Annotated in this window: 12 protein-coding genes; 5 read left to right on the top strand and 7 right to left on the bottom strand. The window is 65.2% G+C overall.

From position 1 onward, the window contains the following. Window positions 1–34 precede the first annotated feature (34 nt). Window positions 35–472: a nuclear transport factor 2 family protein gene (locus tag U9J23_RS22890; RefSeq protein WP_085470006.1), complete on the top strand. Its 438-nt coding sequence runs from the start codon at window positions 35–37 to the stop codon at window positions 470–472. Between the two features lie 82 nt (window positions 473–554). Here the strand turns inward: U9J23_RS22890 and U9J23_RS22885 are convergent, their stop codons facing one another. Further along, a complete protein-coding gene (locus tag U9J23_RS22885; protein WP_272265971.1) occupies window positions 555–1,475 on the bottom strand; it encodes an SMP-30/gluconolactonase/LRE family protein in 921 nt (306 codons plus the stop codon). 231 nt (window positions 1,476–1,706) lie between these two features. Between U9J23_RS22885 and U9J23_RS22880 the strand changes: the two genes are divergently transcribed. Together U9J23_RS22880 and U9J23_RS22875 are read left to right on the top strand one after the other, a co-directional pair. Next, on the top strand, window positions 1,707–2,681 hold the full coding sequence (locus U9J23_RS22880) for an alpha/beta hydrolase (RefSeq protein ID WP_085469915.1): 975 nt from the start codon (window positions 1,707–1,709) through the stop codon (window positions 2,679–2,681). Next, a complete protein-coding gene (locus tag U9J23_RS22875) occupies window positions 2,678–4,288 on the top strand; it encodes a flavin-containing monooxygenase (RefSeq protein ID WP_085469914.1) in 1,611 nt (536 codons plus the stop codon). The genes U9J23_RS22880 and U9J23_RS22875 overlap by 4 nt, the downstream gene beginning before the upstream one ends. A 128-nt stretch (window positions 4,289–4,416) precedes the next feature. On the opposite strand, the gene U9J23_RS22870 is transcribed toward U9J23_RS22875, so the two are convergent. Beyond that, on the bottom strand, window positions 4,417–5,409 hold the full coding sequence (locus tag U9J23_RS22870) for a 2Fe-2S iron-sulfur cluster-binding protein (protein ID WP_272265969.1): 993 nt from the start codon (window positions 5,407–5,409) through the stop codon (window positions 4,417–4,419). Between the two features lie 2 nt (window positions 5,410–5,411). After that, window positions 5,412–6,623, bottom strand: coding sequence for a cytochrome P450 (locus U9J23_RS22865; RefSeq protein ID WP_085469912.1), 1,212 nt, complete (start codon window positions 6,621–6,623; stop codon window positions 5,412–5,414). A gap of 165 nt (window positions 6,624–6,788) precedes the next feature. On the opposite strand from U9J23_RS22865, the gene U9J23_RS22860 reads away from it, so the two are divergent. Then, window positions 6,789–7,712 carry an AraC family transcriptional regulator gene (locus U9J23_RS22860; protein WP_085470005.1) on the top strand — a complete coding sequence of 308 codons (924 nt, stop codon included), beginning with the start codon at window positions 6,789–6,791 and terminating at the stop codon, window positions 7,710–7,712. A gap of 78 nt (window positions 7,713–7,790) precedes the next feature. On the opposite strand, the gene U9J23_RS22855 is transcribed toward U9J23_RS22860, so the two are convergent. The 3 genes from U9J23_RS22855 to U9J23_RS22845 form a co-directional block, all read right to left on the bottom strand. Continuing rightward, a complete protein-coding gene (locus U9J23_RS22855; RefSeq protein WP_059382680.1) occupies window positions 7,791–8,285 on the bottom strand; it encodes a hypothetical protein in 495 nt (164 codons plus the stop codon). A gap of 92 nt (window positions 8,286–8,377) precedes the next feature. Continuing rightward, a complete protein-coding gene (locus tag U9J23_RS22850; protein ID WP_059382681.1) occupies window positions 8,378–9,991 on the bottom strand; it encodes a 4-hydroxyphenylacetate 3-hydroxylase family protein in 1,614 nt (537 codons plus the stop codon). A gap of 71 nt (window positions 9,992–10,062) precedes the next feature. Beyond that, window positions 10,063–10,629, bottom strand: coding sequence for a flavin reductase family protein (locus U9J23_RS22845; RefSeq protein WP_085469911.1), 567 nt, complete (start codon window positions 10,627–10,629; stop codon window positions 10,063–10,065). A 254-nt stretch (window positions 10,630–10,883) separates the two neighbouring features. Between U9J23_RS22845 and U9J23_RS22840 the strand changes: the two genes are divergently transcribed. Next, window positions 10,884–11,804, top strand: coding sequence for an AraC family transcriptional regulator (locus U9J23_RS22840; RefSeq protein ID WP_085469910.1), 921 nt, complete (start codon window positions 10,884–10,886; stop codon window positions 11,802–11,804). Between the two features lie 11 nt (window positions 11,805–11,815). Here U9J23_RS22840 and U9J23_RS22835 read toward each other — a convergent pair whose 3' ends face one another. After that, window positions 11,816–12,613 (bottom strand): IclR family transcriptional regulator domain-containing protein, encoded by a 798-nt coding sequence (locus U9J23_RS22835; RefSeq protein ID WP_085469909.1) that lies wholly within the window; start codon window positions 12,611–12,613, stop codon window positions 11,816–11,818. Window positions 12,614–12,772: the final 159 nt, after the last annotated feature.

The following is a 12,772-nucleotide window of genomic DNA, read 5'->3' as shown; positions in this document are numbered from 1 at the left end:
GGGTGTCACTCGAGTTACGGGAAGGGACCTTGTGATGCAGTCGATTTCCGTCGAAATCGGTCATCGGGCCGAGAGGCTGCTGTACGACTATGCCGCGGCCGTGGATACCGGTGATCTGGCCGGCCTTCGGGGATTGATCACCGACGATGTGGTGATCGAGCAGAACGGGAAGTCGGACTTCGGCGCCGAGGAGTTCATCGCGGTGTACCGCGCGTTCGTCGACTCTCCGGTGGAGTTCTCGCGTCACGCGATCTCGAACGTGCGTGTCGCACAGGGTGAGGACGGACGTGTGCACGTCGATGCGTACTTCGAGGCGACGGTGTGTGCTCCGGGTTCGAATCAACGGATCTACGGCCGGTATGCGGATGTCTACATCGAGCGTGAAGGAACCCTCCTCATCGACAGGAAGACTATCTCGGTCGATCGGATGATCGATCTTCCTGCGGGAGAGGTCGAATACCAGCCGTACTGATGCCCGCAACGGAGAGGGTGTCCTCCGCGACTCGATCGCGGAGGACACCCTGTCGTCGGTGTTCGGTGTTCAGGTGCCGACCTCAGGGCCGCCCAGCGTGGGTGGCGTCGACGCGCGTGGCGAGCAGGCTCGCATCTCGGGTATGGCGTCGTGCCGCTTCCGAGGAATTCGGTGCGGCGCAGGCGTACAGCGTGTCGCCGTCGTGGCCGCCGAGAATGCAGGCGAAGACGCCGGTGGGGAAGCGGACCTCGTCGATGATCCGGCCGCCCTCGACGACTCGGACGACACGACGGTTGAGGGCGTCCGCTACCCAGACCGCACCGCTGCTGTCGAGACCGATGCCATCGGGGGCGACGGCAGCAGCGCTCATGGCTGCCTTGACGGAGTCGCGTGGCAGTTCCGGGCCGAAGCTTGCCCACGTGCGCTGATTCGACAGCGAGCCATCGGATCCGATGTCGAAGGCGGTCAGGCGGTTCCCCATGGATTCCGCAACCACGAGCGTGTTGTCGGGAGTGATCACCATGCCGTTCGGGAAGAGCAGGTCGTCCGCCTCCACGGTGAAGGTCCCGTCGGGTGAGACTCGGACGAGGTTCGCAGGGCGGATGGGGGTGTCGCGCTTGAACTCGAATCCGAAGCTTCCCACGTAGGCGGTACCGTCGGCAGCGACGACCATGTCGTTGAGTTTGCCTGTCGCCACAGAGGACAGATCCGCGTGTACGACGATCTCACCGTCCTGTTCGCGTCGCATGATCCGGCCGGATTCCATCGCCGTGATGAGCAATCGGCCGTCGGGAAGCCAGCCGAGTCCGGACGGTTCGTCGCCGGGAAGTGTCGCTTCCACCCTCACGTCCCCGTCGGATCCGATCGAAATCACCTCGTGGCGATACAGATCCGAGACCCAGACGCGGTCGTCGTGCCATCGCGGGCATTCGAGGAAGGCGCGGTCCGACACGATGGTGTCGATCGGACTCTGCAGTGTGGCGTCCTGGTTTCCGGTGGTCATATCGATGCCTTCCTTGTGGTGCTGGAGCTACTCTGGTGAGCCGATCAATCAAGACAATCATATTCATGAATTAGCATCCGGGGTAGACCTATACGCCCATTGCCCCTAATCATAATTATGGTTAAGGTGATCTGGATCACTGACGACGACTGTTTCGTCGACCTTCTGTTGTTCGTTCCCCTACGCGCCACACGTTCCGAATACGCCACAGTTTCCGTCGAAGGAGTACCCATGGCACTGGATTCCGCAACCACCGCCTTCCTCGCCCAGATGGCAGAGGCCGGAGGGCCCGCACTTCACGAGATGACACCACAGGAAGCCCGTGAAATGAGCGACGGGTTCATCGAACTCGTCGGCGAGGGACCCGAGATGGCGCGTGTCGAGAACATCACCGTGCCGTCGACGAACGGCTACCAGGTCCCGGTGCGGGTGCTGGTGCCGTCCGATGCTCCCCGCGGCTTCATCGTGTATCTGCACGGCGGTGGTTGGGTGGTGGGCGGTCTCGACGGTTACGACACCCTCGGTCGCCAGCTCGCCGAGCGCACCGATTGTGCCGTGGCGATCGTCGACTACCGACTCGCTCCCGAACACACGTTCCCCGCCGCGGCAGAGGATTCGTGGGCGGTACTGGAGTGGGCAGCCGAGAACAGTGGCAACTACGCGGCAGCGGACGGCCCGCTCGTCGTCGCCGGCGACAGTGCGGGCGGCAACCTCTCCGCCGTGCTCGCCCAGCGAACCGTGCGAGAGGCCGGACCGAGAATCGACCTGCAGGTGCTCGTGTACCCCGTCACGGACGACAACTTCGACAGCACCAGCTACCGCGATCCCGCCAACGAACTCATGCTCACGGCCACATCGATGAAATGGTTCTGGGATCTGTACGTTCCTGACGCGAATGATCGTGCACGCTGGGATGCAGCCCCGCTCAAGGCGCAATCCCTGGCCGGAGTGGCCCCGGCGGCCGTGCTGGTAGCGGAACACGATGTGCTGCACGATGAAGGGCGTGCCTACGCTCGCAAGCTCGCCGAGTCGGGTGTTCCCGTGCGCGAGAGGGTCTTCGACGGTCAGATGCACGGATTCTTCCAGTTCGTCAACGTGCTGCCGGGGGCGAAGGACGGCATGGACTACGTCGTGGATGCGGTGAACGATCTGCTCGACGGCAAGCCGATCGCTGCCGCCGCTTCCGGTGAGGAGGCGCGCGCATGAGCCCGGTCGAGAACTCCGCGGAGTTCGATGCAGTCGTCGTCGGTGCCGGATTCTCCGGAATCTACATGGTCCACCGCCTGACCGAGATGGGGTTGACCGTCGCAGCCTTCGAAGCGGCGGACGGTGTCGGGGGCACCTGGTTCTGGAACCGCTATCCGGGTGCCAGATGCGATTGCATCAGCATGGAATACGCCTACACCTTCTCGCCGCAGTTGATCGAGAAGTGGGACTGGTCCGAACGGTACCCGTCACAACCGGAGATCCTGCGTTACCTCGAGTTCGTCGCCGATGAACTCGACGTCGAGAAGCACTTCCGCTTCCGCACACGAGTGGAATCGGCATACTACGACGACCACACCGACAGATGGACCGTCGCCACCGATGCCGGCGACGCCGTGGTCGCCAAGTACTTCGTCACCGCGGTGGGCTGCTTGTCCACCTCGCAGACCCCCGATTTCCCGGGCCTCGAGAAGTTCGGCGGAGCCACCTACCACACCGCAGACTGGCCGGAGGGTGGCGTCGACTTCACCGGGAAGAAGGTCGGGGTCATCGGCACCGGATCCTCGGGGGTCCAGGTCATTCCTCTCGTCGCCGAGCAAGCCGCGAAACTCACCGTGTTCCAACGGACACCCGCATTCAGCCTCGACTGCGGCAATCGGCCGCTCACCGACGCGGAACGACAGGAGTTCAAGGAGAACATCGAGACCTTCAAGGCGATCTCCAAGACCACGCCGTCGGGACAGTTCACCGACACCCTCGAGGTCAGCGCCCTCGATCACACCCATGAGGAGAGATGGGCGGTCTACGAGGAGCGCTGGAAACGGCATCGCGCAATCGACCTGATCCAGGCCTACCCGGATCTGTTCAGCAATCGGGAAGCGAACGAGACGATCGCGGAGTTCTTCCGCAGCAAGATCCGAGCGGCCGTGCAGGATCCCGAGCTGGCGGAACAATTGTCCCCACGCACGTACCCGCTCGGAGCGAAGCGGATAACGCTGGACACGAACTACTTCCAGACCTACAACCGGGACAACGTGCAACTGGTGAACCTGTGCGAGGCGCCACTCGAGGAGTTCACCGAGAAGGGAATCCGCACCGGGGGAATCGAACACGAGCTCGATGCCGTCGTGCTCGCCACCGGTTTCGACGCCATCACGGGCCCATTGCTGAAGATGGACATCCGGGGTGTCGGTGGACAGACGCTGAACGAGAAATGGCAGGACGGCCCGGTGACCTATCTCGGGATCGCTGTGGACGGTTTCCCCAACATGTTCATGCTCACCGGTCCCGGTAGCCCGAACGTGCTCACGAACGTGGTGTGCGCGATCGAGCAGCACGTGGAATGGGTGGGTGAGTGCATCACCTATCTCGAGGAGAGCGGCGCGCGTCGGTTCGAAGCACTGGAGCCGAGCACCGACGAGTGGACGCAGCTCAACAACGAGCTCGCCGCTCAGACCCTGTACCCGGAAGGGAACTCGTGGTACACGGGTGCGAACGTGCCCGGGAAGCCCCAGGTGATCATGTCGTACGTCGGTGGGCTCAACACCTATCGGGAGATCTGTGACGACGTCGCGGCACACGGTTATCGGGGGTTCGCGATCAAGTAGCGGATCACGGCAACCTGCAGACCCGTCTCCCCGGAAGGCGGTCGCACACATCCCGAATGTATGCGGCCGCCTTCCGTGCACCATGATGCGGAGAAACGGGATGCAGGAGCGGTACGAAGAGAGGGTGTTCAGCCGGCCGGGGTGAACCGTTCGCGCCGGATGCGCCGCGGTGACATGCGGCGACGCTTGAACGCCTTCACCGATGCCTCCACGAACGCCTCCGATCCGCAGATGTAGCCGGTGAACTCCTTCGCGGACGCCACGTCCTCGAGGAAGGCATCGGTGACGTAACCCTCGCGGTCTCCGCCGCTCTCCCTGCTCACACAGGTGGTGTAGCGGAAGCCGGGATGGCGGGTCTCCAGTTCGCGGAGGAAGTCGACGTCGTACAGGTCCGCGCAGGTACGGACCCCGTGGTAGAGCAGGATCTGCCGGTCGGGGACGAGGGAGAGCGCCTGCCGGACGATGGCCTCGAGCGGGGCGAGGCCCGTCCCACCGCCGAGCAGGACGATCGGGCCGGTGCCCTCCGGATCGAAGGTGAAGTCGCCGTACGGGCCGGTGACGGCCACGCGTTCACCCACCTCGATGCGCTCGAAGACCCATTCGCTCGCGACTCCACCGGGTTGCCGGCGGATGTGCAGTTCGAACTGCTTGGCCTCGGAGGGCGGATTCGCGAGCGAATACTGCCGGCGGATCTCGGTCCCGGGAACCGTCACCTCCACGTACTGCCCGGCCGAGAACTCGAGCGGTTCGTCGGCGGTGAGCAACACCTTGCGCGTGTCGGTGGCGATGTCGCGCACCTCGGCGACGGTGGCGACGACGTCGCGCAGCACATGCGTGCCGGCGGATTCCTCCGTTGCGGGGGTCTCGAAGACGACGTCGCCGCGCGGGGTGGCCTGGCATGCGAGGACGAATCCGGCCGCGAGTTCGTCGGCGGTGAGCGTCTCCTCCGGCGAGTTCCGATGATCGAGTTCGCCGTCGAGGACCTTGATCTTACAGGTGCCGCAGGTGCCCTGGTTGCAGGAGTTGGGCATCCAGTTGCCGTTGCGCAGGAACGCTTCCAGCACCGTCCGGCCGGGTTCGCAGGGAACGACGCCGGTGCCCGCGGTCAGTGTGTACGACATGGTCAGATCTCCCACCGCGCGTGCAGGGTCTTCGGGCCGCGGAAACCCCAACCCCAGAATTCGACGTCCTCGGAGGTGTCCCGCTCGAGATTGGGGATGGTCTCGAGCAGTTCTTCGAGACCGATGCGGCTCACGTTGTTCGCGAAGTAGATTCCCGCGCAGGCATGCTTGCCGGCACCGAAGGCGAGGTGGGGGAGTGGCGGGCGGGTCAGGTCGTAGCGGCTGGGGGCGTCGAACACGTCGATGTCGTGGTTCGCCGACCCGTAGGACAGCATGACCACCGACCCTTCGCTGATCTCGATTCCCGATACGACGGTGTCGCGCTTGGCGATACGTGCGGTGCCGGACCAGATCGGGGAGGTCCAGCGCATCCCTTCGGCGATCGCGCGGGGGATGAGTCCCGGTTCGTCCACCACGGCTTCGAACTGTTCGGGGCGGGTGAACAGGCCTGCCAGGGTGGAACTCATGGCGTGTCCCGGTTCCTGCATGGCGCCGAGGAGGAAGACGTACAGCGTCGGGTAGATGTAGTCGCGGTCCCGCGTCTGCCCTTCGGGCATCCCGTCGTGCAGCCAGTGCGAGATGGCGCTGTCGTCGGGATGCTCGATCCAGTGGTCGATCAGCGGGTCGACGACGGAACGGATCTCCTCCTTGGCGCGGTCGCCCTCGTCGAAACGTTCCTGGTTCAGAAAGTTTCCGTCCTCGTCCATCGCTGCGTTGGTGAACGAATCCGACAGTTTGTGGAACCATTCGCGCAGTTTGTCCGAACTGACGTCCTTCAGTCCGAGGAGATCTCCGAGCGACCGCACACTCACCGGCTCGCAGAACTGGGCTACGAGATCGGCTTTGCCGTCGGCTTCGAACGCCTCGACGTAGCGTCGTGCGATCGGACGGACGAGATCCTCGATCCAGCGGTCCACCTCGGCGGGCTGGAGGGCGGGTTCGACCATCGACCGCAGGTCGCGGTGGATGTCGCCGTTGACGCCGATGATCGCGGGATGACCGAAGGTGCGGCCACCGGCGGGGGTGATGATGCCGTCGAAGTCGTCGCCGGCCGCGACCGCACGGCACGCTTCGGTCGTGGACGCCACGTAGGCGCCGAGGACGGGCACGAAGGCGATCGGAGCTTCGGCGCGCAAGCGCTCGTAGACCGGGTACGGATTGCGCTCGAGTTCTTCCATGGTGATCTCGTCGAGCCACGAAAGAGTGCTGGTCATCGGTGTACCTCCGGGTCGGGAGCCGTCCGGCGACGGCCGGGCCGTTGTTGACGTGGCCAGGACCATACGAGTCGGCCGACGGGCCGGTCGATGCACATTGCGCGGTCCCTGGACGAATCACGCGACTATGTGATCCAGGTCTCGGCAGCGGTTAGTCTCGAAGGCGTGAGTGTGCCCGAGATCGAGGACTGGGACGACGCCTCGCGCGTCGTGGCGGACGTGTACTTCCCGCACCGGTTGACGGACCTCGGAAAGGTGGATCGTCCTGAGCTCGAATTGGTCTCGGCCGATCTCGGAGGTGTCACGATCGGTCGGATGAGCTGGGGAGCCGACGTCGCGATCGAATGCGATTATCCGGGCGCCTACGAGGTGAACATACCGCTGAGCGGGCGGCTCGAATCGCAGGGGCGCTCGGGCACCGTCGTCTCCGAACCCGGCTCGGCGACGGTCTTCCGCGCGGACACCCCGTCGCTCATCACACGGTGGGACGCCGAATGTTCGGTCCTCGGAATCAAGTTCGATCGAGATCATCTCGAACGCGAAGCGGACCGCATTCTCGGTGGTCCGTTGCGGTCGCGCCTCGAACTTCCCGACCGCCTCGATCTGCGGGGGTCGGCGCAGGAATGGCACCGTCTCGTGGCATCGCTGAGCGAGCAGCTCGCCGGGCCGACCCGGGTGCTCACGAATCCTCTCGTGTCGGCCCAGCTCGGCGGTGCGGTCACCACGGCCTTCGTCCTGGCGGTCGCGCCGGCCGACGAAATGTCACCGGCACCCCGCCCGGGCATGGTCCGGCGGGTGTTGAACGCTCTGCAGGAGGATCCGGGTCGTGTCTGGACGGCAGCCGACATGGCGGAGATCGCCGGAACCAGTGTGCGCAGGTTGCAGGAGGCGTTCTCCGAGTACGTGGGCAGCAGTCCGTCCGCGTGTCTGCGCGACATCCGGCTCGATCGCGCCCACGCGGATCTCGCTGCGGGGGGAATCACGGTGGCAGATGTAGCTTTTAGGTGGGGTTTCAGCCATCCGGGGCGTTTCGCCGCCGCCTTCCGGAAGCGGTACGGCGTCACCCCCACGGAGATCCTGAGGGGTTGAGCGCATGCGGATACAGATGCACGCGAGCGGGTGACGACCTCATGGTCGTCACCCGCTCGTGGGTCCTCCCCGAACTGCTCAGCCGAACCAGAGGATCGGTGTGGGCCGATCGAACGACAACTCGGGGAAGTCGTCGTCCGCGACCGGCGTCCGCAGTCGCCGCTCGACGTAGTCCAAACCGTTGCTGCGCATGTAGTCGATGCAGGACACCGTGTACCCGACGGGGTCCGTGCGTGTACCGGCGATGGGGCGGAACAGGTTCGGGAATCCGTGGATGGTCAGGGCGCCACGATCGAGCGTGGTGCCCTCTCGGCCGTGCAGTGTGAGCCCGCCGTGTCCGTCGACGACGAACTTCGCTCGGCCGACGACGGTGCCGCCGATGAGGATCTCCCATCGATGTTCGATGTCGTCGTAGCGGACGACGTTCGCGGTGCCGATCTCGTGGACCGCCAACCGCAGTTCGTCGCGCAACCGTGCGGCGACCCGCTGGGAGGCGAAGGAGCGTCCGAGGACCACTGCGTCGAATTCCGGTGCAGGGGGATGGGACACGGAGTTCGAAGCGGTCGTGGTCATCTCGGACGCTCCTTCGCGGTGGGGTGGAGGTTGGGGGCCGCGCGCGGGCGGGCAGGGGGAACGGAGATCATCCGCCCGCGCGCGGGAGTCGGTTACTTGTAGAACGCGCTGACGTCGGAGTTGCCGATCATGTCGGGCACGGTCCAGCCGTCGAGGTCGTACTCGCTCATGAACTGCTCCGCAAAGCCCTTCATGGAGGCGACGTCACCGCGACCCTCGGCGGCGAAGAGGAGCTCGGCCTTGACGTTCTCGTGATTGCCGGCGTAGTTCCGCTCGTAGAGTTCGTGGCGGCCACCGAACTCGGAGCCGATCGAATCCCACAGTGCCTTCATGACCTTCACGCGATCGACGGCCTGGATGCCGTCCGAACCGCGAACGTACTTGTCGAGGTACGGGCGCACGTCGGGGTTCTTGAAGTCGGCGGCGGAGGAGGGCAGGTAGATCAGGCCCGAGGCGACGTCCTGCTCGATGATCTCCTTGATGCGCGGGTAGCCCTGCATCGCGAACATGCGGTAGGTGAGGCCGTATTCGAGCTTGGGGATGACGGTGCCGTCGATCCACTGCTCGGGGTTGTTGACCATGGCGTCGGAGAGCGACCAGAACAGGTTGCGCCATCCGATGACCTCACCGACGCGGGTCTGTACTCCGCGGAATCCGCCGGCGCCGGTGGCGTCGAGGGCCTTCATGAGCAGACCGGCGATGAAGTCGAGCTTGACCGCGAGTCGCGTGCAGCCCTGCAGGGTGAAGCGCTGGAGGAAGCCGGAACCACCGAGGAAGTTGTTGATCTTGTCGACGTCCCCGTACATGAAGACGTTCTCCCAGGGCACGAGGACCTTGTCGAAGATGAAGATCGCGTCGTTCTCGTCCAGTCGCGAGGACAGCGGATAGTCGAACGGGGAGCCGGCGACGTTGGCGTTCTGCGAGTAGGAGGCGCGCGAGATGAGCTTGATGCCGGGTGCGTCCATCGGCACCGTGCAGATCAGCGCGAATTCCTTCTTCTTGATCGGCAGACCGTAGTGGGCGATGAAGTTGTAGTTGGTGATCGCCGAACCGGTGGCGACGACCTTGGCGCCGGAGACGATGAGGCCGGCGTCGGTCTCCTTCTCGACCTTCATGAACACGTCGCCGACCTGGTCCGGCGGCAGCGAGCGGTCGACCGGCGGGTTGATGATCGCGTGGTTCCAGTACAGGACCTTCTCCTGCGACTCGCGGTACCAGCGCTTCGCGTTGTCCTGGAAGGGGGAGTAGAACTCGTCGTTCGCACCGAGGGTGCCGAGGAAGGAGGCCTTGTAGTCGGGGCTGCGGCCCATCCAGCCGTAGGTCATGCGGGCCCAGGCGGCGATGGCGTCGCGGTCGGCGCGCAGGTCGTCGGCGGACTTCGGGGTGCGGAAGAACGGCATGGTGACGCCGCCGTTGCCGGTGTCGGTGGGGGTCGTGAGGGTGTTGACGTGCTCACCGGTGTGGAGGGCGTCGTAGAGGCGCGCCGTCATCCGGATGGAGTTGCGGAAGGCCGGATGGTTGGTGAAGTCCTTGACTCGCTCACCGTGCAGGTAGATCTCGCGGCCGTCGTCGATGGAGGCGATGTACTCGTCGCCGGTCATCGGGCGGGAGGCGAAGTTCTTCTGCTGGTTGGCCGGATGGTCTGCGGCGACGTTGACCTTGGAGCGGTCGACGGTTTCCGTGGGCCGGGGCTCGGTGGTGGTCATGGAGTTTCTCCTTGTCCGGTGGGGATGAAGAGGGGTTCGGGGGGGCTGTGTCTCGGGCGCGGGGCCGGGACTCAGAGTCGGGCCGGGGCGAGTTCGAACGGCACGAAGCGGGTCTGGGAGTCGAACCATCCGCTGTGCGGGTCGTCCAGCGAGCCGTTCCACGCGGTGGATGTGCTCGGGGCGCCGAGATCGTGGAAAGTGCTGCGGTAGAACAGGAGCGGGTCGGCCATCTCGTCGAAGGTGGCGTCGACGATCTCGCCGATGTAGATGACGTGGTCGCCACCGTCGTACTCGCGCCAGGGCGTGCACGACAGTGTCGCGGCGGTGCCGGCGAGAATCGGGGCGGTGGGGCCCTGCTCCCAGACCGGTTCGGGCGACTGGGGGCGTCCCGCGAAGTGCAGTGCGGTGTCGACCTGGTCGGCGGCGAGGATGTTGACTGCGAACGGCGCGTCGGACAGGAACCGGCAGGCCTTGGACGTGCGGGTCAGGGTGACCTGGCAGAGGCGGGGTTCGAGCGAGACGGCGGTGAAGGCGGTGACGGTCGCGCCGTGGGGCTCTCCGTCGCTGTTCGCGCAGGTGATGACGGTAACGCCGCTGGCGAACTGTCCGAAGATGTTGCGGAGTGTGCGCTGATCCATGTCTGCGTCCTCCTGTCCGGTGCGAGTTGGGATGGACTTCGATTCGATGTGACACAGACCATATGGACGCCGTGGAACTTGTGCGATCCAGTGAGCGCGGTCACTATCCACCTAGCGCGATGAGTGGGCCGAAGGGCCCTGTTTGCCTGGGACCGTGTTCCGCATCACACTGGATCGCACGCGCTCGAACCATACGGATGCGCAGGTCGGGGCGCCGACGACGAGCAGAAAATGAAGGTGAGGAGCCGATGGCAATGGAGCCGACTCCGGGGCCGGTCGATTGGGAAGAGGTGGAAGAGGTTGTCTCGAATGCCTATTTCGAGCACGAACTGACTCCTCTCGACGACGTCGCGCCCTCGCTCCGGCTCCGCACATTGCCGCTCGGGCCGATCCGTCTCGCGCGCATCGGCTGGGGTGCGGCCGTATCGATCCGAAGCGAGCATCCCAGGGCGTACGCGGTGAACATCCCGCTCTCCGGACGGATTGCCGCCGGCAACGGGGTGATCTCGGAGGTCGGGCAGGCCGCGGTCTTCCGTCCCGACATCGCAGCTCCGGAGCAGAAGTGGACGAACGACTGCGAGATCGTGGGGATCAAGCTCGAGCGCGACTATCTGCAGCGCGAGATGTCGCGCATCCTCGCCCGCCCCGACCTGCAGCTTCCGGACCGGGTGGATCTGACGACGCAGGCGGGGCAGAGCTGGATGACACTGTTGCGCTCGGTCGTGGAACAGCTCAAAGCGGACGAATCACTCTGGCGGAATCCGCTCGTCGCGGAGCAGCTGTCGGGCGCTCTGACGACCTCGTTCATCCTCGCGGTCATGCCGGAGGACGCGGATCCGACCGGCGGTGCGCGTCCGCGCATCATCAAGCGTGTCCTCGACCGGTTGCACGAGGATCCCGCCTCGGCGTGGACCACCGCGGAGATGGCCGAGGTGGCCGGTGTCAGTGTGCGGCGCCTGCAGGAGGGCTTCCGCGAGTATCTCGGGGTCTGCCCGCGCGATTACCTGCTCGACCTGCGCCTCGAGCGCATCCACGAGGAACTCGCGGTGGGCGACGCGACGGAACTGTCGGTGACCGATGTGGCTCTGAAGTGGGGCATCACCCATACCGGCCGGTTCGCGGCGGCCTACAAGCGCAAGTACGGGGTGGCGCCCTCGGTCACGCTGCGCGGGTGACCGGGGAGTCGTCAGTTGTGGCGGTAGCCGAGCTCGCTGCTGAGCCTTTCCGCGCAGTTCACGACCCTTTTCGCGGCAAGATCGCGGAACGAATCGAGGGTGTGGCGACCGGTCGACGTCGAGCACGCGAGCACTCCGACGGCGTAGCCGGAGGGGTCGAAGACGGGGGCGGCGATCGTGATGAGCCCTTCCTCGAGCTCGGCGGAGGTGATCGCGTAGCCGCGGTTGCGCACGTGGGCCAGTTCGGCGCGCAGGTCGTCCGGGTTGTCGATCGTCGCGCTCGTGAGCCGTACGAACTCGGTCTCCTCGAGCACGCGGTCGACGAGTTCGCGCGGTGACCAGGCCAGCAGCGCCCGGCCCATCGACGTCGCGTAGGCGGGGACGCGGGTGCCGACGGAGACGTTGATGCTCATGATCCGGCGAACCGGGACGCGTGCGGCGTAGACGACCTCGGTGCCGTCGAGTACGCCGAGGGATGCGGATTCGTTGGTGTGCTCGGCGATCTCGACGAGTTTCGGCAACGCCGAGTCCACGAGGGTGTGGGATTCGGTGTAGTGCCGGCCGATGCTGAGCACGCGCGGAGTGAGCGCCCACCGCGTACCGTGCGACGTGACGTAGCCGAGTTTCTGCAGGGTGAGCAGGATCCGGCGGACCGCGGGTCGCGACAGGTCGGTCTTGGCGGCGAGCTCGGCCAGGCTGGGGTTGGGGTCCTTGTCGTCGAAGGCGTGCAATACCGCGAAACCACGCTCGATGCTCTGGATGAAGTCCCGATCGTTGCTAGGACCATTACCTAGGTCGATACTCGGCATCCTGCCTCCTACCTGCGTACTTGTTGATACTGCCCGATCCGGTGTTGACAAGCTGTGTGACACCACGCACAGTATGTGGTGTACGCACTGCGATACACAAGTACGCACAGCGTACAGACCGGTGATCACCGCAGCCCCCGTGTCGCACCGGCCCCACAC

Origin of the sequence: Rhodococcus sp. PD04 (genome assembly GCF_035918275.1) — a bacterium.
Taxonomy (GTDB): Bacteria; Actinomycetota; Actinomycetes; order Mycobacteriales; family Mycobacteriaceae; genus Rhodococcus; species Rhodococcus rhodochrous.
The sequence above is the reverse complement of the archived record's forward strand: the minus strand, read 5'-3'. Positions and strand labels throughout refer to the sequence as shown.

Excerpts from the sequence above, each read along its gene's own strand:
- U9J23_RS22890 (WP_085470006.1), top strand. The coding sequence starts at position 35 with ATGCAGTCGATTTCCGTCGAAATCGGTCATCGGGCCGAGAGGCTGCTG.
- U9J23_RS22885 (WP_272265971.1), bottom strand. The coding sequence starts at position 1,475 with ATGACCACCGGAAACCAGGACGCCACACTGCAGAGTCCGATCGACACC.
- U9J23_RS22880 (WP_085469915.1), top strand. The coding sequence starts at position 1,707 with ATGGCACTGGATTCCGCAACCACCGCCTTCCTCGCCCAGATGGCAGAG.
- U9J23_RS22875 (WP_085469914.1), top strand. The coding sequence starts at position 2,678 with ATGAGCCCGGTCGAGAACTCCGCGGAGTTCGATGCAGTCGTCGTCGGT.
- U9J23_RS22870 (WP_272265969.1), bottom strand. The coding sequence starts at position 5,409 with ATGTCGTACACACTGACCGCGGGCACCGGCGTCGTTCCCTGCGAACCC.
- U9J23_RS22865 (WP_085469912.1), bottom strand. The coding sequence starts at position 6,623 with ATGACCAGCACTCTTTCGTGGCTCGACGAGATCACCATGGAAGAACTC.
- U9J23_RS22855 (WP_059382680.1), bottom strand. The coding sequence starts at position 8,285 with ATGACCACGACCGCTTCGAACTCCGTGTCCCATCCCCCTGCACCGGAA.
- U9J23_RS22850 (WP_059382681.1), bottom strand. The coding sequence starts at position 9,991 with ATGACCACCACCGAGCCCCGGCCCACGGAAACCGTCGACCGCTCCAAG.
- U9J23_RS22845 (WP_085469911.1), bottom strand. The coding sequence starts at position 10,629 with ATGGATCAGCGCACACTCCGCAACATCTTCGGACAGTTCGCCAGCGGC.
- U9J23_RS22840 (WP_085469910.1), top strand. The coding sequence starts at position 10,884 with ATGGAGCCGACTCCGGGGCCGGTCGATTGGGAAGAGGTGGAAGAGGTT.
- U9J23_RS22835 (WP_085469909.1), bottom strand. The coding sequence starts at position 12,613 with ATGCCGAGTATCGACCTAGGTAATGGTCCTAGCAACGATCGGGACTTC.